An 18,211-nucleotide genomic window follows, 5' to 3' on the forward strand; every position below is an offset into this window, starting at 1 on the left:
AGCGCCGATGATAGTGTAGCATTTGCTATGTGAAAGTAGGACATTACCAGGCTTCAAATTGTAGAAAGCCCGACTAGAAATAGTCGGGCTTTTTTACGTCTGCAGAAAAGTAAGATACGCGTAATTAATAAATTTCGTTTAAGGATAATAACAGAGCGGATATTGCTAAGCGTTTTCACACCGCGAACTCAGTAGTCAAATAAAACAGCTCGAAGGCGAGCCCCACACAAGGTCGCCCCGACACAAAGATAGTGTAGCATTTGCACTATGGCTCTCCATCGCTGTGGGCACTACGACATTATTAGCTATGAATTTATTTAATTAAGTGAGCTATTCTGAGGTAAGCAAATCGTGTCGATAACATGACAAAATTTCGTTCTTTAGTTGTTATGACTAACTGCTCCGCATTGTTCTACCTCTTGTATCCTCACGGCCGTAAATCAGAAGTTTTTAACGCACTTAGCTAATCCTTTAAAGTGATTCAGTATCATTCCAGATGGTATAAACAGATAAAAAATGAAAGTATAAATGCGACCTCACACAATCAAAAATGGGCATGGTCAATTTAACCAAACACACACCTAAAGCATGCGCCTTGTGGCTTTTGTATATAAATTAAATCGCCGCCATGGTTTAGCATTATTTGCCTTGATAGGCTCAACCCAATGCCAGAGCCTTGTTGCTTGGTGGTAAAAAATGGCACGAAGATCATATCTATCACATGTTCGCTAATGCCCGGGCCGTTGTCGCTAATTTCTATATAGAGTTGTTGGCTAGTATTTTGCGCCAAGCTGATTTCAATAATTGGTTCAATGGCACTCTTAGCTGCGTATTTTTGACTCGCCTTTAGAACCTCAAGGGCATTTTTTATTAAGTTTACTAATACCTGTTCTATTTGGCTGCCATCGAGCATTACTAACTGCTGACTTTTAATCGACTGTTCAATATGGGTGTGTTGAACGCGTGCTTGTTGTTGATGCAAAGCGACAATGCGCGTTAGCATATCGGCTAAATTTTCGGGTGCTAAATTAGGTTTGGGTAAGCTGCTAACTTGGCGAAAACGGGCTATAAAGTCGCCTAAATGAGCTGTTCTTGATGCTAGTGTGTTTAGCGCAAGTTGTAAGTCTTGTTTATCTTCATTATCGATAAAACACAGTTCTTGTGGCATCAAATTGCTGCAGGTATCAGCCAGTGATGATAGCGGTGTTATTGAGTTAGCAATTTCGTGGGTGAGCACTTTAGTTAAGCGCTTATACGCTTGTTGTTCTTTTAGCTGTAGTTGATTATGAATTGATTGCAAACTGATAACTCGACGTACTTTACCTTGTATTTCGGCAATACTAAGTTGAATTGAGAGGGTATCGTGCTGCTCGCCATTTTGCCAATAAGTGGTGCTACGGATATTATTACTGGCGTTTAAAATTAATTCACCAATAGCGCCTAGTTCACGTAAATTTTGACAGCTTTTACCAAGTAGTCTACTGACGGCTGGATTTGATTCGATCACTTTGCCATTGTCATCACATACCAAAACAGCTAAATCAACGTGAATAAGTAACGCTTGTAAAAACTGCGCTTGTTGTTCAGCATTAAAACGGGCTGTTTGCATTTGTGTTTTTACTTGTTCAAATTGCTTAAGCATAGGGTGTTGTTGGCCAAGTCCTAAGGTGCTGTCGCCATTGGCTAAAGCACGGAGCACCATTTCAGCTTGTTTTTGTTGACGTTTAAAAAGCGCAAAAATATGCGTTATTAATGCCACCACGGCTAAAACTATTAATAATGATGTAGCTGAAAAGCCATGCGTTTGTAATACATAACTAAGTACTGCACTGGCACTTATGAGTGCGATAATATTAAATAAAAGTAATAAATTAGCACGCATGATCACAGCCCATACTTTTCAAGGCGGCGATACATCGCACCACGGGTTAAACCAAGCGCTTTAGCTGCATGGCTCACATTACCTTGGTGATGTTTAAGTGCTGCGCGAACTGTGCGTTGTTCGAGTATGTCTAAATCAAAAGTGTCGTACTGTAGCGGATTGTTTATATCCTCTGTACTTTGACTCGCAGAATGAGTGCTAAGTGCTGTTGTATTACCTACAACTGAGCTTATATCGAGGGTATCGTCTTCAGTTAAAATAACGGCGCGTTCGATTGCGTGGGCAAGCTCGCGTACATTGCCCGGCCATGAGTATTGGCAAAGTGAAATCATATCACTTTGAGCAATCGTTAAATTACGCTTATATTTTTTTGAAAAGTACTGAAGGTAGTAATCGGCTAATAATGGAATATCATCACTACGCTCACGTAATGCCGGTAGACGAATTTCAACAGTGTTTATTCGATATAACAAGTCTTGACGAAAACGACCTTCGCTCACAGCTTGATCAAGGTTGTCGTTCGTGGCGCAAATTAGGCGAATATCAATATCAACCGCTTTGCTGGCGCCAACAGGTGTTATTTGCCTATTTTGTAGCGCCGCCAGTAATTTTACTTGCTGCTCTAGAGGTAAATTACCCAGCTCGTCTAAAAATAAACTACCGCCTTGGGCAAGTTCAAACTTACCAATACGATCGGCTTTTGCATCGGTAAACGCGCCTTTTTTATGGCCAAATAATTCGCTTTCAAATAAATTATGCGCTATTGCGCCCATATCTAAACTCATAAAGGTTTGGCTGTGACGCATACTTGCTTGATGAATGGCATGTGCGGCGAGCTCTTTGCCTGTACCACTTTCACCAGTGATCAAAATGTTTGCCTCAGTTTGCGCCGCTTTTTCTATCGTATTGAATACTTGTTGCATTGCTGCGCTTTGCCCTAAAAAATCAAATGATGGCGTATTTAAGGCTTGATTTAACCCTTGCTTTTGACGCGTTAACTTACCCACTTGTTGTTTGTCTTTGGCATGAGAAAAAGCAGCGGCCACTGCGCCCCGTAATTGCTCGTTTTGCCAAGGTTTGGCAATAAAGTCAGACGCTCCCGCTTTAATTGCGTCTACTGCGAGTTGAATATCACCATAGGCCGTCATCAGTAAAACCACAATGTTGGGGTCTTGAACGATAATTTTTTTGAGCCAATAAAAACCTTCTTTGCCGCTTATTGAGTCTTGAGTAAAGTTCATATCAAGCAATATAACGTCAATGGGTTGCTCCATTTTGCGTTGCTCGTTAATGATGCCTTCAATATCAAATGGATTATCTGTGGTTTTAACGCTTTGGTAATGTTGTTTGAGTAATAACCGTGCAGCAATAAGAATATCTGGGTTGTCATCAACAATTAAAAGAGAGCCTGTATGTTTCATGATTTTTATTTTTATAGAGTTTTATTTAGCCTAAAACAAAAAAGGGACAGTGTCCATAAATGGACGTTTATAAAATAAAAAAGTGTTCTATTATCGGACATCTTCGACACTGGGTTACTTTTTTATAATGTTAAGCTATTGAATTTTAATGTTAAAAAATGTTGGCATGCTGATTGTAATAACTATCGGTAATTAGTTAATAAACCTGTATTAAGGTAGCTGGCATGGATAAAAAAATAGAACGCTCATTGACTCAAAAGTATTTAAAAAAATTTACTTTTGCAGCACTTACTTTAGGTGTTGCTGCGGCTGCATACGGTTTTACGCAAAGCAGTGATACAGGTCGTAGCCAAAATATAGAGCGCAGCAGCTTAACCGTTAGCACAGTAAAACAAGGTGCATTTAAAGATGCCTTAAGCCTACGCGGTCAAGTAGTGCCAAAAACCAGTATTTACCTTGATACTATTGCAGGCGGTCAAGTAGAAGAGCGCTTAGTAGAACAAGGTGAATATGTTGAAAAAGGCCAGCCGCTAGTGCGCTTAAGCAACACTAATTTACAACTTGATGTAATGAGCCGTGAAGCGCAAGTAACAGAGCAACTTAATTTTTTACGTAATACGCAAATGGCTATGGAAACCAGCCGATTAAACTTACGCCGCGACTTATTAGAAATCGAGTTAAAAATTACTCACCTAACACGCCGTTTAAAACAAACCAAACCTTTAGTAGAAAGTGGTGTATTGGCGCAAGACCAACTAGCAGAGCTTGAAGAAGACTTACACTATTATCATGCACGTAAAGAGCTTACTCTTGAGCGCCAAAAGCAAGAAAATTCAATTCGTGAGGTACAAGTTACACAACTTTCTGATAGCGCTAATATGCTTGAAAATAATCTTAAATTTGCGCGCCGAAATCTCGATAACTTATTAATTAAAGCGCCGGTATCGGGTTATTTAAGTGAGCTGGATGTTGAAATTGGTGAATCTAAACAAAGTGGTGCACGCTTGGGGCAAATAGATATTCCGAATGAATATAAATTAGTGGCACGCCTTGATGAATTTTACTTAAACCAAGTTCAGCGCGACATGACCGTAATGATTGAGCTTGAAAGCGGCATAGTAAATGCCAAAGTAAACAAAATTGATAGTCGCGTTCAACAGTCGCAATTTCAGGTTGAAGTGGACTTACCAAGTAATACCAAAAGTATTAAACGCGGGCAAAGTATTGATGTTGAGTTAATGCTTGGGGATGAAAAAAACAATGCCTTACTACTTAAACGCGGCGCCTTTTTTACAAGCTCCGGCGGTAACTGGGTGTATGTTATTGAACAAGGTAACGATAAAGCACTGCGCCGTGATATTCGCTTAGGCAAAAAGAATCAAAACTATTTTGAAGTGCTCGAAGGGTTAAAAGCAGGAGATCAAGTAATTACCTCCAGCTACAGCAATTTTGATAAAGCACAACAACTACAATTTTAAGGATAATAATAATGATCAAATTAACTAATTTGAGCCGTGTATTTCGTACTCAAGATGTTGAAACAACGGCGCTAAGTAATATTAATTTAACCGTAAACGAAGGCGACTTTTTAGCAATTATGGGCCCTTCTGGCTGTGGTAAGTCAACGCTGTTATCTATTTTAGGTATGCTTGACTCACCAACTTCAGGGAGCTTTGATTTTGCAGGGACAGACATTGCAGGCTACAGCGAAAAACAACTATCGATGCTGCGCAAAGCCTCAATCGGCTTTGTATTTCAAAGCTTTAATTTAATTGATGAGTTAACAGTATTTGAAAACGTAGAATTGCCATTGCAGTACCAAAAAATATCTAAAAGTGAGCGAAAAGAGCGCGTTGAAGCTATTTTAAAACGCGTAGGTATTGATCACCGAGGCGATCATTTACCGCAGCAGTTATCGGGTGGTCAGCAGCAACGCGTTGCAGTAGCGCGTGCATTAGTGATTAACCCTAAACTCATTTTAGCCGATGAGCCAACCGGTAACCTCGACTCAAAAAATGGTGACGAAGTGATGGTTATGTTACGTGAGTTAAATAAAGAGGGCACCACGGTAATTATGGTTACGCACTCTGATAAAGAGGGTAATTACGCCGATCGCTTAGTGCGCTTACTTGATGGTCAAGTGATGGTTGATAAAGCGAATTTACAGCAACAAACATCACAAGTTTCAGACGCTATTGTTGCGTAATGCACGTTTACTATCGTTATTTTTTACAGCATGTTCCAGTGCACTTAATAAGAGCTAGTACAGTAATCTTATTTATTACATTGAGTGCTTTTGCGCTCAAGCATGATCTGTCTTATGTATACCTCAGTGATATGGTAAGTGATTTTGTGGCTTGCCAGCTGTTTTTGTTCTAACCCCTAGGGGTAAGAAGGAATTTGATAATGTTTAAAAATTATATTATGACCGCAATGCGCTCATTTAAGCAGCAAAAACAACACTTTTTGCTCAATGTACTTGGTTTGAGTATTGGTTTGGCAGCGGCTATTTTAGTGGCACTGTTTGCCTTTAATGAGGCTTCTTATGACAAGCAGCAACCCAATTCTGAACGCGTGTATCGTGTTAATCAGTATTTTACATCCTTGGGAGTTGGCGGGCCGATGACCAACAAAGACCTCATGAATACATTTAAAGATATGGCTGAAATAGAAGACATACTATCATTAGAGCCTAGTCCGCCAGGTGCTGAATTTGTTCGTGATGATGTGGGTTATAAATTAGAACGTATTATGTCGGCAAGCAGCAATATAACTGATTTTGTGAACCTTAAACTGGTTACTGGCGACTTAGCTCGCGTGCTTAGCACACCTAATATTATTGCCCTAAGTGAGCAGTACGCTATACGAATTTTTGGCCGTGCAGACATTGTTGGTGAAACCTTAATACAAGGTAATAAACGTTGGCAGATTGGGGCGGTATTTGCTGATTTACCTGAAAATACGCACTTCTTTTTTCAAGGGTTAATTAAAGAGTTACCAGCCAATACTGAATATCAAAACATGAATAGTGCCTCTTATATTCGAGTAAAGCCAGGTACAGATGTTGAAAAGTTGGCAGAAACTATTGAGCAACGCTACATGAAAATTGCTTACGAAAACCCGAATTTAGCAAAAATGACATTACATCCGCTAACGTCTATTCATTTAACTTCCAACTCTAACTATGAAATGAAAAAGAATGGCTCGCTTTCAACGCTGCGTATTTGTATTGGTTTGAGTGTTTTATTGGTGCTGCTAGCGGCCTTTAATTTTATTAATATGAGTATTGCGCAATCGGCAAAGCGTGCCAAAGAAGTCGGCGTTCGCAAAGCGCTGGGTGCGAGTAAGTTACAAATTGTTTGCCAGTTTTTAGTAGAATCATTACTTATCACCATTATTGCGGCACTAATAGCATGTATGTTGGTTGAATTACTAACGCCGGCTTTTAATCAATTGGTCGATAGACAGTTATCCCTTAATTATGACTCTACGTTAGGTGCTGCAATCGCTGTTGTTGTATTGTTAATCGGTTTGCTTGCCGGTATTTACCCTGCCATGTTTATGTCGGCTTTTAGTGCAAAACGAGTACTTAGTGGTGATATGCAGCGCGGCCGCACAGCCATCGCAGTTAGAAAAGGTTTGTTAGTTGTACAATCAGCGTTATCGGTTGGCCTAATTATTGGCGCTTTATTACTGCAACAGCAGTTGGCTTATTTACAATCACTACCAGTTGGCTACACCAAAGAAAGTAAATTGATTATCAGTGATATATCAGTCGCAGATATATTACACAACAATAATACAGCATTACTAAATCGTATTAACGCGATTGATGGCGTAAACAAAGCAAGCGTTATGGATGTTGATGTAACAGGCTCATATAACTCGTCTCGCACATTTACCGCCGACAACGGTCAATTTACCAAACAAAGCTTACCTATTATTGGCGCCGGTAACGACATCGCCAAAACATTGGGCCTAACATTGGTCGCTGGCCGAGATTTTAGTGCAAAAATGGCTGCTGATTGGTTTAATGAAGTCAGCGAAACTAAAGCAACGGCTTCAGCCATATTGACTGAGTCGCTAGTAAAACAAGCAGGTTATGCAACACCGAATGACGCAATTGGCAGTACGTGGCGTGCCAGTGCAGGCAAAGGCCAAGATTTAATATTAACTGTTGTTGGTGTGGTTAAAAATATTAAAGTGGGTAGTGTTAAAGACGCACAACCTTCTACCATCTTAATTTGTGGTTACACCAGTAGCTGGGCAGGTCGAATTGTTGTTGATATGGACGTTTCTAAAATGCTCCCTATTAAAGCCCAGCTCTCAAGTATTTTAGAAGAAACTCTCGCAATTCGAGATCCACAAATAGGCATGCTAAGCGAAAACTATCGTGCACTTTATCGTAATGACGAACGCGCTACTGAATTTGTTACTTTGTTCTCGGGTTTAGCTGTATTTCTAGCGTGTGTGGGAACGTTTGGCCTAGCATCATTTTCAGTATTACGTCGTCAAAAAGAAATCGCTGTTCGCAAAGTGCTTGGCGCATCACGAATCAGCATTATGAACTTAATCGCAAAAGAATTTTTGATTTTAGTTGCCGTAAGTGTCGCAATCGCTTTTCCACTAACTTATTGGTTGGTGGGCAATTGGCTAGCTAATTTCAATGAGCGTGTTGCTCAAGCGCTGTGGGTTTATTTAATTGCAGCCCTTAGTGTTGCTGCTATTACTTGGCTTACAGTTGCCAGCCTCGCCTTTAAAGCCGCCAGTACAAGGCCTTCGCTTACTTTACGTTATGAATAATTATTAAACTGGCTCCCTACTTGAGGCCTATCGGAATAATTGATAGGCCTTTTTATATTTTGTTGTCATAAATGATGATCAAAAATTTGAGGAAGTTGGTAGCAGCGGGTTTATCCCGCGACAGGAGCTTAAGCCGAGTTTTTATATGCTGCAATGTTTAAATATCTTTAATTTTCACTGCGGGATTACCTGCAACAACAGTATTTGTTGCAACATCTTTGGTCACTATCGACCCTGCGCCCACTACAGCGTTATTGCCAATGGTAACACCCGCTAAAATAATAACGCCCGCGCCAATCCACACGTTATTACCTACTGTGATGGGTGCCGCAAAGTTTTGTTTATTGACTCGCTCTGTGGGGTTAACCGCATGAGATACCGCCAAAAGTTGAACGTTTGGGCCGATTAAACAGTCGCTGCCAATATTGATAGCTGCTTCATTTATAGGCGCGTCTAACACAGTGCAATTAATATTTATAAAAGTACGATCACCAATAGTAATTTGATTACCATAATCACAATGAAACCCTGACTCTATAATTACCCCTTCACCGCATTGTAAAAACAATCCTTTAATACGTTTTAAGTTACCTTTACTCGGGCTTTTATTGAATAGGCGGCAGGTGTCACCAGTTTGTTTGCGCAGCGCTAAATATTCTTTGTTTAAACTAGTAAATACTTGCATGTGGTTTCTTTGTTTAGTTAAAAGATGCTAAAGCTATTTTACCTTTATTATTACTCGTTGAAAGCTGCTTTATTTTTGCTCGTTCACTTGCCATTTAACTTGTTTCGTTTAAACTTGCACATCTTTCGAAACGAAACTTAATATCTTACTTTATGACTAAACGAAACACACAGCAGCGTCGCCATAATATATTGGCTCAGGTTAATGAGCTAGGTGAAGTGGCTGTTGAAAAGCTTGCTGAGCAGTTTCAAACATCTGAAGTAACCATTCGAAAAGATTTAACCGCGCTTGAAAAAAGTGGCCTATTGCTGCGCCGTTACGGCGGTGCTATTGCACTGCCTAAAGAAATTGTAAGTGACGAAATAGACTCTAAGCGCAAAGTCGCAATAGCCAAGGCTGCAGCTGCACTTATAAAAGATCATAATCGCATTATTATTGATAGCGGGCGTACTACGGCCGCCATGATCCCAGAACTTGCAAATAAACGCGGGTTAGTTGTAATGACCAATGCGATTAAAGTAGCGAGCCGTTTATTAGCGCTTGAAAACGAGCCAACACTTTTGATGACCGGTGGAACCTGGGATCCGCATTCTGAGTCTTTTCAAGGCCAAGTTGCCGAAAACGTATTATGCTCTTACGATTTTGATCAGCTGTTTATTGGTGCTGACGGCATAGACGTAAAGCGCGGTACTACTACCTTTAATGAGTTAGTTGGTTTGAGCCAAGTAATGGCAAAAGCAGCCCGTGAAGTAATAGTAATGGTTGAATCAGATAAGATTGGCCGAAAAATACCAAATTTAGAATTACCGTGGAAAATAGTAACTACTTTAATAACCGACACTGGCTTAGCAGATGATAAACGCAAAGCGATTGAGGCGTGTGGTGTAAAACTAATTTGTGCAGAGATTATTGATTAGTAACTACAAAGTGAGTTACTAGAATTAAAAAATTAATGGAGACACTATGTGTGGAATAGTTGGGGCAGTTGCAGAACGTCCAGTAAATAAAATTTTAGTTGAAGGCCTTAAACGTCTTGAATACCGTGGCTACGACTCTGCCGGTGTAGCACTATTAGAAGGCTCTACGCTAAATACTGTAAAAGCAGTAGGTAAAGTAGTAAACGTAGAAGCCGCACTTGAGAAAGCAGGCGTTAGCGGTCATACAGGTATTGCACACACACGCTGGGCAACACACGGTAGCGTTACTGAAGAAAACGCTCACCCACATGTATCAAACAATCAGCTAGCACTTGTGCATAACGGTATCATTGAAAACCACGCAAGCCTACGCGCATCGCTTAAAGAAGAGGGCTACGAGTTCTTATCTGAAACCGATACCGAAGTAATGGTGCACTTAATTCATAAGCTTCGTAAGCAACACACTACGTTACTTGCATCTGTTCAAGCAGCGGTTAAGCAATTTGAAGGCGCGTTTGGCACGGTTGTATTTGATAAAGCAAACGACAATGAAATTATCGTAGCGCGCTCAGGTAGCCCACTGGTTATAGGTTTAGGCCTTGGCGAAAACTTTATTGCTTCTGATCAGTTAGCACTATTACCTGTTACTCGCAGCTTTATATTTTTAGAAGAAGGCGACGTAGCACGTATTACTCGCGATACAGTTGAAATTTTTGATGAAAATGGCGACGCAGTAGAGCGTGAAGTGATTGAATCTAACATCACGCAAGATGCTTCAGGCAAAGGCGACTACCGCCACTACATGCTAAAAGAAATTTACGAGCAACCACTTGCAGTCCGCAATACGCTTGAAGGGCGTTTAAACGACGACCGCGTGGCAATTGACGCCTTTGGCGACAGCGCTCAGCAAATATTTAAAGACGTAAAACACGTACAAATTATTGCCTGTGGTACGTCTTACCATTCAGGTATGGTTGCACGTTACTGGCTTGAGCAATTTGCAGGCGTTAGCTGTAATGTTGAGATTGCCTCTGAGTTTCGTTACCGCCAATCGTATGTACACGACAACAGCCTGCTTGTGACTATTTCACAATCGGGTGAAACAGCCGATACGTTAGCTGCATTACGCTTAGCTAAAGAGCAAGGTTACATGGCCTCAATGACCATTTGTAACGTACCGGGTTCATCGCTTGTGCGTGAATCTGACCTTGCGTTTATGACTAAAGCGGGCGCTGAAATTGGTGTAGCTTCTACTAAAGCATTTACAACACAATTAGTTGGTTTGTTAATGCTTACTGCGTCTATAGCGCAAGAAAAGCAGCTTGATCAAAGTGCCATTGTAAATGCTATAAAAGTACTACCCGCTAAGCTTGAAGAAACATTGCTACTAGCTGATGGCATTGCAGACCTTGCAGAAGAGTTTGCCGATAAACACCACTCACTGTTTTTAGGTCGTGGTTCGCAATACCCAATTGCAATGGAAGGTGCGCTTAAACTTAAAGAGATTTCGTACATTCACGCAGAAGCCTACGCAGCGGGCGAGCTAAAACATGGCCCACTTGCACTTATTGATGCCGACATGCCAATTATTGTTGTAGCACCAAACAATGAGCTATTAGAAAAGCTTAAATCAAACGTAGAAGAAGTACGCGCACGTGGCGGCATTATTTACGTATTCGCAGATAAAGATTCACACTTTGAGTCAGACGACACAATGCGTGTAATAAACGTAAACCACACTGACGACATTATTGCGCCAATTGTTTACACACTGCCATTACAGTTACTGTCGTACTACGTAGCAGTAATTAAAGGTACCGACGTTGACCAACCACGTAACTTAGCTAAATCGGTTACTGTTGAGTAAAATCAAAAGGTTTGTAATTACCTGTTAAAGATAAAAAGGCGCTTAATGCGCCTTTTTAATATTAGCGTTCACCTAAGTCATAAGCAAAGTAGCCATAAATGGCTAGGGTCATCATTATTATGAAAGAATAATGCATTGCGCGAGCTAAAATTAAATCGATAGGTCTGGTGTATCGTAAAATGGCTTCGTCATTAACAACAGTCGCCTTCGCTGGCTTTTGCCGCCTTATTACTTTGCCATACATGCTAACTCTGATACCAAGCCCTTTATCCCAAAGGGGCTCATGTATTCCTTCCTCACGCATTTTTTTCTCTATGTGTTTCATCGAAATACGAGTGAAGCATAAGGCTGAAATAAGAAAAGCAATTATAAATGGCCCAGTTAATATCCAGTAAAAAGTTTCTGGTATAAGATACATAGTTTAAAACCAACTTACATTAGAGCTAAGATCATAAACTAGACCAGAGAAACCCTTTCCAGCAGCATCACCAACTTTACCTGCGGCATAACCAACCCCCAAGCCTACACCTATAAGAATGACCCAGCCCACAGGACCCATAGCAATTGCTATTCCAACACCTGCAGTTATAGTGGCACCACCAGCATAGGCTCCTGCTGCAGTACCAAGGCCAAAACCTGTCGTTTCAACAACTGCTTTGCGCTGCCAGTCTTCACCTGCCTTATACTCATTATAAACGCTATCAGCACGTAGACCTGCATCAATACCAATAACCAACTTGCCTAAAAAATTGGACCCTTGCTCTAATTTACGTAGGTGCTGTATGTTGGCTATAGATGTTAATTGCAGGGGGGCTGAATCTCTTGCACTTCTCGCTATATCAATGCCACGTTGAGTATTAGACCAGATATTACCTCTTGCAGACGCCTTCACTTTGCCTTTGAATTTAACCATTTCTCTTTTAAATTCAGTATTAAGCTCGAAGTGAGCTTGTTTAGCTTTTTTACCTAGTTTAATTAACTCTAACTTTGGCTGCTTATTTTGCGACGCTTCTCTAATTTTAATTAATGAAGTCTGATATTTTAAAATAGCCTTCCCAAATGAACTCAATCTCGTCTGGCTTGACTCTAGGGAAGTAAATGCCGCACCAGTAGCGGCAATAGCGTCAAAATTTCTACCTAAAACTTTTATTTCTGTCAGTTTTCTTACTTTGTCCACATAAGGGGAGATTTCTGCGTCATATAGTGCGGCAATAGCCAAGGCATCTTCATCACCGAAGCTATTTACTATAGTGCTGACATTTCTTTTTGTATGCTGAGGCCAAGACACTGTACTGTCAAGTGCACAAGCTATGTCAGGACGAGAACGCCTAAAGTCACTCATATCCCCAGACTGTGGAGATCTTAAAATAAAAGGAGTTCCTTGAGGTATAAAATTACCTATAATATGAGGGTTATCTTCTCTAAATCGCTTTAGTTGCTCTAAATCACTAGCGTTAAATGGTAGGCTTGCTCTGCTTTTTGTATTAAAGCATAAATCAAATTGAGACATGATATTTCCTTGTATCTAAAATTAATCCATCAGATTTCAAAAAATAACACACTTGAAATGTTGAAATCAAGAATACAGCGTGTTCAAGTGATTTTAGTAATGATTGAACTATATGAAAAATAGTATTAATACAAGGCAATACCCAGAGGATTATCGTTGAATAAAACAAGGTTCATTTTATTTAAATCACTAATCCCTACTTAATAAGCGCTAAATACGCTAAAATTACAGGCTACTTTTTTAGCAATAAGCCCGTAATAAATATGACCTCAGCCACAAGCCCTAGCACCTTTAACGAACTTGGCCTTATTCCAGAGCTACAAGCTCGTTTAACCGATTTGGAATATAACCAACCTACGCCAATTCAAGCTAAGGCGATTCCAAGTGTACTTGCTGGTAGCGATTTAATTGCGGGGGCAAATACTGGCTCAGGTAAAACAGCAACGTTTGCTTTACCTATGCTACAAACGTTATTTTTAGAGCAAGGCGCTAAAAAAACAGCGAGCAAAGGTAACTTTGTAACTGGGCTTATTTTGGTACCTACCCGTGAGCTTGCAACGCAGGTGGCCGATAGCGTTAAATCGTATTCTGCTAACTTTAATGGCGCAATTAAAACGGTGGCGGTGTTTGGTGGTGTGTCGGTTAATACACAAATGCAGGCTCTACGCGGCGGCGCCGATATTATTGTTGCAACGCCAGGGCGTTTGCTCGATTTAATCTCAAGCAATGCTATTAAGCTCGATAAAGTAACAACCTTAGTGCTTGATGAAGCCGACCGCATGCTAAGCCTTGGCTTTACTGAAGAGCTGGCTGAATTATTAGCGTTAATGCCTGCTAAAAAACAAACTATGTTGTTTTCAGCAACCTTCCCAGAGCAAGTCACACAATTAACGCAAGAGCTGTTAACCAACCCAGTTGAAATACAAGTTCAAAGTAAAGACGAAAGCACCTTAGTACAGCGCGTATTTACGGTTAATAAAGGCGAAAAAACCACGGTTTTAGCGCATTTAATTAAAGCGCATAAATGGCGCCAAGCACTTATTTTTGTAAACGCTAAAAAGGACTGTGAGCACTTAGCAGGTAAGCTTGAAAAGCGTGGTATTAACGCACAAGTGTTCCATGGTGATAAAGGCCAAAGTGAGCGTACTCGCGTAATAGAAAAATTTAAAGCCGGTGAAATAGAAGTACTTATTGCCACCGATATAGCAGCCCGTGGTTTAGATATTGCCAAACTGCCAGTTGTTATTAACTTTAACTTACCGCGTAGCCCCGCTGATTATATGCACCGTATTGGCCGAAGCGGCCGTGCCGGTGAAGTAGGTTTAGCGTTATCGTTAATTGATTATGAAGACTTTCATCACTTTAAAATAATCGAGAAAAAAAACAAACTTCGTTTAGAGCGTGAAGAAGTAACGGGTTTTGCTGTAAACCAAGTAAACCTTGATGCAGCACAAGCACTTAAAAATGAAAAGCCAATGGCAAAGCCTGAAGGCACAGGTAAGAAAAAGAAGAAAAAAGCCGATGTTGAAGATGTGTGGAGTGGCTGGAAAAAGCCTCAGCGTTAATAATACCAATCGACTTAAATATTTAATCATTCTAGCTTGCTAAATAGAGCGCTAACAGCGTTATAAATTTCTCATGTAGAACAACTATATGTCGATATTTATGTCTTGTTATCACTCTATTTATATGACGCTATAAATGACTAATAACCTAACACGACTGGTATAACCGTTTTAAATAAAAACCCTGCAAATTTGCAGGGTTTTTTATTAGCTAATATTGCTATACAGCAAATTAAAACTTAGACGGAGCTGGTGGCACCACTAAAGGTTGCTTAGGGTTTTCTTTAAGCTCCTTTAATAACTCTTGTACAGCACGTTCTATTGATGGATCTTGGCCCTTATAAATAAGCTCTGGGCGATCAACCACTTTAATATCAGGTGCAACGCCTTCGTTTTCTATAATCCAGTTACCTTGCGTATCTAAAATACGGAATGTAGCAGCAATTACTTGCCCGCCATCTACAAGGCCAGGGTTACCAGAAATACCAATTAAGCCACCCCATGTACGCGTACCAATTAGCTTACCTAAACCCGCTTGGCGGAAGTAGTAAGGAATTGCGTCACCGCCTGAGCTTGAATAGCCATTTATTAGCATTGCTTTAGGACCGTCGTGCGCAAACTGTGGCGTTTTAGTCGGCTCTGTACCTCGACGTTTCCAATAGTTAAGTGGTTTACGTGCAAGCCAGGTGATCATATGCTCAGGAATATAGCCACCACCGTTGTATCGGTCATCAATAATCATGGCGTCTTTGGTTGTTTGCGGCATGTAATTTTTAAACATGGCGCGGTTACCTTCATACGCGGTATTTGGCAGGTGTACATAGCCAATACGCCCATTTGATAGCTTATTAACGTAGGCTGCACGCGAGTTAACCCAATCTAAATAACGTAGCCCTTGCTCACTGGCTACAGGTTTTACTGTTACTTGCCACGCGCCTTTGCTACGCGGTTTGCTGTTTAGCACCAGCTCTACTTGATCGCCTTGGGTGTTTTCAAGGAGTTCGTAAAAGTTAGCAACGTCTTTAACCGAACGGCCGTTTACCGCAATAATGTAATCGCCGTTATGTGCTTTTACGCCTGTAGTACCCAGTGGTGAGCGGAAATCGTCATGCCAGTTTTCACCTTTGAAGATTTGCTCTATTTTTACATAACCCGATGGGTCACTTGCAAGCTTAGCACCTAATAAACCGTGGTTTTTACGCTCGGCTTTTGGCATATCACCCGATTGCACATAAATATGGCCTGAGTTAATTTCGCCGGCAATTTCACTAAGTATGTAATCAAGGTCGCTACGGTGGGTAATGGCATCAGCCATAGGTTGGTATTTAGCTAAAATAGCATCCCAATCTTGGCCGTGGTGGTTTTCGTCGTAGAACCAATCGCGCAGTGTGCGCCAACCTTCTACGTACATTTGTTGCCACTCCGCTTGCGGGTTAATTTTAAGTGTCATTTTACTTAAATCGAGCTTGTTGGCCTCCAGGTCTTGCTTTGGTTTCGGCTCGATTACACTATAACCGCCACTTGTATGTACAAGCAGATGCTCGCTGTTGCTCGATAAAGTGTAATTACTAACACCTTTAGCGACTGTTTCTAGCTCGCTATCGTGCTCGGTGCCTATAAGTTGTAAACCACCATTGGCAAGTATAAGCACGCCGTCTTTTACTGCGGTTAAACCTCGGTAATCGCCCGCTGGCGCGTTAAGTGCGGTAACACGTTGCATAAAGTTGCTGCTTTGCAGTGCGTTTTTAACTTTTTTGTCGTCTTCTTTCTCGTCGTCATCGTCTTTTACAATCGTGGTTTCGTCACTTTGTAAGGCTATAAGCGGTTTAACACTGTCGTTTACTGCGGCCGCATAAATACGGGTGGCGCGGTTAAACATGTAGTCAAATTCGTAGCTGCTAAACGCAAGGTTAAAGTCGCGCTCAGAGCTAAAGTAAAGGTATTGGCCATCTGGCGAAAAGGTTGGGTTTTGCTCGTTACTCATTTCATCTGTTAGGCGCGTTACCTTTTCTTTTTTAAGGTTGTAGTGCCACAGTGAGGCATAACGGTTTTCGTTATTTTTAACATACACAATGTCTTGGCTATTAGGCGACCACGTATACTGAGTAATGCCGTCTTCGTCGTAAATGCCGGTATCAATTTTGTGTTGCTTGCCCGATTTTGCATCTAGCCACCACAGTGTGTTGTTTTTATCTGCAAATAACAGCTTAGAGCTATCGGGTGACCAAATAGGCGTAAAGCGCCAAATAGTGCCGTTGCTAGTGAGTTGTTTAATAGCATTATTTTTACTGCGATCTTTTAAGTAAATTTCGTACTCGCCGCTTTCATCGCTCATGTAAGCAATGTAACGTCCGTTTGGCGACCAGCTTGCGTCTATTTCACGGCTCTTATCTGTGTACGATAAGTTACGCGTAGGCCCTTGTTTTACAGGTACACTAAATAGCTCGCCACGGGCTGTAAATACAGCACGTTTGCCATCGTGAGAAATCGACATAGAATCAATAAAGTCGCTTACATTTTTGCTGTAAGGCATAGCGTATTGGCGCACACCAGCAATGTTAATGCTCAGCTTAGTGCTTTTTTGTGTTTTTGCGTCAAAGCGATATAAGTAACCGCCGTTTTCGTACACAACCGCATTAGGGCCTGCTGAGGGCCAAAGTACGTCAAAGTTTTTATAATTAGTGAGCTTTTTAGGCTCACTGCCTTTACGGTATTGGTAAAGGTTTAGTGTGTAATCACGATCAGATACAAAATAAATGTTGTCGCCAACCCAGGTAGGTTGCTGGTCGCTTGCACGGTTAGTAGTAAGTTGCTCTGAGGTGTTATTTTCTAAATCGTAAATCCATACGTCTTGCGCACGGCCGCCACGGGTGCGTTTCCAAGTACGAAACTCACGGTCAATGGGCGTATAAACATACTTGTTACCATCAGGGGAGAGCATACCGCCGCCAGTTTCTGGAATAGCTAAAGGTTGCTCAAGACCACCGTCGGCTGGGACCATATAAGGGCGGCCCATTCTTTTGCCCCACGGTGTACGGTTTGCTCTAAACACTACATTTTTGCCATCGGCGGTCCAATCTAAAACGCGGTAATCAAAGCCACCACGCGGTGGCATTGGGCCAACATCGTTATAGTAGGTAAGTTGCTTAAGGCCTGAGCCATCGCTGTTAATTACATAAATTTGGCGGCTGCCGTTATATTCGGCTGAAAATGCAATGCGTTTACCGTCAGGAGAAAATTTAGGAAAGGTTTCAAAACCAATATGATCGGTTAAACGTTTACTTGCGCCTGTTTGCGTATCAGCAATATAAATATCGCCGCTGTAAACAAAGGTCACGTTTTGGTTATGAATATCCGGAAAGCGTAGTAAGCGAGTGTCTTTAGTTTCATAGGCCGATACACTCGGTGCAATAACCGCAGCCAAGGCAAGAGCCAATGTTGTTAATTTTTTCATGGGATTACATCCTATATTAATAGCTGTTACATCATAACAATAAGGTTATAAATAGCGATGCACTTGCGATAAAAGGTCTGTTACAAAATGTGAATAAAAAAAGGTTG

General features: G+C 41.1%; 12 protein-coding genes. 6 read left to right on the top strand and 6 right to left on the bottom strand.

Annotated elements, in window-relative coordinates; translation table 11 throughout:
* Window positions 1–565: 565 nt before the first annotated feature.
* The gene (locus CWC11_RS14175) at window positions 566–1,882 is read right to left on the bottom strand and encodes a sensor histidine kinase (RefSeq protein ID WP_138683220.1); all 1,317 of its coding nucleotides are present in this window, start codon (window positions 1,880–1,882) and stop codon (window positions 566–568) included.
* A 2-nt stretch (window positions 1,883–1,884) separates the two neighbouring features.
* Window positions 1,885–3,303 (bottom strand): sigma-54-dependent transcriptional regulator, encoded by a 1,419-nt coding sequence (locus CWC11_RS14180; protein WP_138683221.1) that lies wholly within the window; start codon window positions 3,301–3,303, stop codon window positions 1,885–1,887.
* Between the two features lie 224 nt (window positions 3,304–3,527).
* On the opposite strand from CWC11_RS14180, the gene CWC11_RS14185 reads away from it, so the two are divergent.
* From CWC11_RS14185 to CWC11_RS14195, 3 genes are all read left to right on the top strand, one after another.
* Complete coding sequence (locus CWC11_RS14185) at window positions 3,528–4,781, top strand: efflux RND transporter periplasmic adaptor subunit (protein WP_138683222.1); 1,254 nt, start codon at window positions 3,528–3,530, stop codon at window positions 4,779–4,781.
* 11 nt (window positions 4,782–4,792) lie between these two features.
* On the top strand, window positions 4,793–5,509 hold the full coding sequence (locus CWC11_RS14190) for an ABC transporter ATP-binding protein (RefSeq protein WP_138683223.1): 717 nt from the start codon (window positions 4,793–4,795) through the stop codon (window positions 5,507–5,509).
* 200 nt (window positions 5,510–5,709) lie between these two features.
* The gene (locus CWC11_RS14195) at window positions 5,710–8,106 is read left to right on the top strand and encodes an ABC transporter permease (protein WP_138683224.1); all 2,397 of its coding nucleotides are present in this window, start codon (window positions 5,710–5,712) and stop codon (window positions 8,104–8,106) included.
* 157 nt (window positions 8,107–8,263) lie between these two features.
* Here CWC11_RS14195 and CWC11_RS14200 read toward each other — a convergent pair whose 3' ends face one another.
* Window positions 8,264–8,791, bottom strand: coding sequence for a sugar O-acetyltransferase (locus CWC11_RS14200; protein WP_138683225.1), 528 nt, complete (start codon window positions 8,789–8,791; stop codon window positions 8,264–8,266).
* Between the two features lie 152 nt (window positions 8,792–8,943).
* On the opposite strand from CWC11_RS14200, the gene CWC11_RS14205 reads away from it, so the two are divergent.
* Entirely contained in the window at window positions 8,944–9,708 is a 765-nt protein-coding gene (locus CWC11_RS14205; RefSeq protein ID WP_138683226.1) for a DeoR/GlpR family DNA-binding transcription regulator, read from the top strand.
* 46 nt (window positions 9,709–9,754) lie between these two features.
* On the top strand, window positions 9,755–11,575 hold the full coding sequence (gene glmS / locus CWC11_RS14210) for a glutamine--fructose-6-phosphate transaminase (isomerizing) (RefSeq protein ID WP_138683227.1): 1,821 nt from the start codon (window positions 9,755–9,757) through the stop codon (window positions 11,573–11,575).
* A gap of 61 nt (window positions 11,576–11,636) precedes the next feature.
* On the opposite strand, the gene CWC11_RS14215 is transcribed toward glmS, so the two are convergent.
* Both CWC11_RS14215 and CWC11_RS14220 read right to left on the bottom strand, forming a co-directional pair.
* Window positions 11,637–11,993, bottom strand: a complete 357-nt coding sequence (locus CWC11_RS14215) for a hypothetical protein (protein WP_138683228.1) — start codon at window positions 11,991–11,993, stop codon at window positions 11,637–11,639.
* Between the two features lie 3 nt (window positions 11,994–11,996).
* A complete protein-coding gene (locus CWC11_RS14220; RefSeq protein WP_212748091.1) occupies window positions 11,997–13,085 on the bottom strand; it encodes a hypothetical protein in 1,089 nt (362 codons plus the stop codon).
* Window positions 13,086–13,348: 263 nt separating this feature from the next.
* Between CWC11_RS14220 and CWC11_RS14225 the strand changes: the two genes are divergently transcribed.
* Window positions 13,349–14,650, top strand: a complete 1,302-nt coding sequence (locus CWC11_RS14225; protein ID WP_138683230.1) for a DEAD/DEAH box helicase — start codon at window positions 13,349–13,351, stop codon at window positions 14,648–14,650.
* A 232-nt stretch (window positions 14,651–14,882) separates the two neighbouring features.
* On the opposite strand, the gene CWC11_RS14230 is transcribed toward CWC11_RS14225, so the two are convergent.
* Entirely contained in the window at window positions 14,883–18,104 is a 3,222-nt protein-coding gene (locus tag CWC11_RS14230; RefSeq protein WP_138683231.1) for a S41 family peptidase, read from the bottom strand.
* Window positions 18,105–18,211: the final 107 nt, after the last annotated feature.

Source organism: Pseudoalteromonas sp. S3178, from assembly GCF_005886985.1.
Lineage (GTDB): Bacteria > Pseudomonadota > Gammaproteobacteria > Enterobacterales > Alteromonadaceae > Pseudoalteromonas > Pseudoalteromonas carrageenovora.

Bases quoted from the DNA above. Each gene is read 5' to 3' on its own strand.
- CWC11_RS14175 (WP_138683220.1), bottom strand. From the start codon at position 1,882: ATGCGTGCTAATTTATTACTTTTATTTAATATTATCGCACTCATAAGT.
- CWC11_RS14180 (WP_138683221.1), bottom strand. From the start codon at position 3,303: ATGAAACATACAGGCTCTCTTTTAATTGTTGATGACAACCCAGATATT.
- CWC11_RS14185 (WP_138683222.1), top strand. From the start codon at position 3,528: ATGGATAAAAAAATAGAACGCTCATTGACTCAAAAGTATTTAAAAAAA.
- CWC11_RS14190 (WP_138683223.1), top strand. From the start codon at position 4,793: ATGATCAAATTAACTAATTTGAGCCGTGTATTTCGTACTCAAGATGTT.
- CWC11_RS14195 (WP_138683224.1), top strand. From the start codon at position 5,710: ATGTTTAAAAATTATATTATGACCGCAATGCGCTCATTTAAGCAGCAA.
- CWC11_RS14200 (WP_138683225.1), bottom strand. From the start codon at position 8,791: ATGCAAGTATTTACTAGTTTAAACAAAGAATATTTAGCGCTGCGCAAA.
- CWC11_RS14205 (WP_138683226.1), top strand. From the start codon at position 8,944: ATGACTAAACGAAACACACAGCAGCGTCGCCATAATATATTGGCTCAG.
- glmS (WP_138683227.1), top strand. From the start codon at position 9,755: ATGTGTGGAATAGTTGGGGCAGTTGCAGAACGTCCAGTAAATAAAATT.
- CWC11_RS14215 (WP_138683228.1), bottom strand. From the start codon at position 11,993: ATGTATCTTATACCAGAAACTTTTTACTGGATATTAACTGGGCCATTT.
- CWC11_RS14220 (WP_212748091.1), bottom strand. From the start codon at position 13,085: ATGTCTCAATTTGATTTATGCTTTAATACAAAAAGCAGAGCAAGCCTA.
- CWC11_RS14225 (WP_138683230.1), top strand. From the start codon at position 13,349: ATGACCTCAGCCACAAGCCCTAGCACCTTTAACGAACTTGGCCTTATT.
- CWC11_RS14230 (WP_138683231.1), bottom strand. From the start codon at position 18,104: ATGAAAAAATTAACAACATTGGCTCTTGCCTTGGCTGCGGTTATTGCA.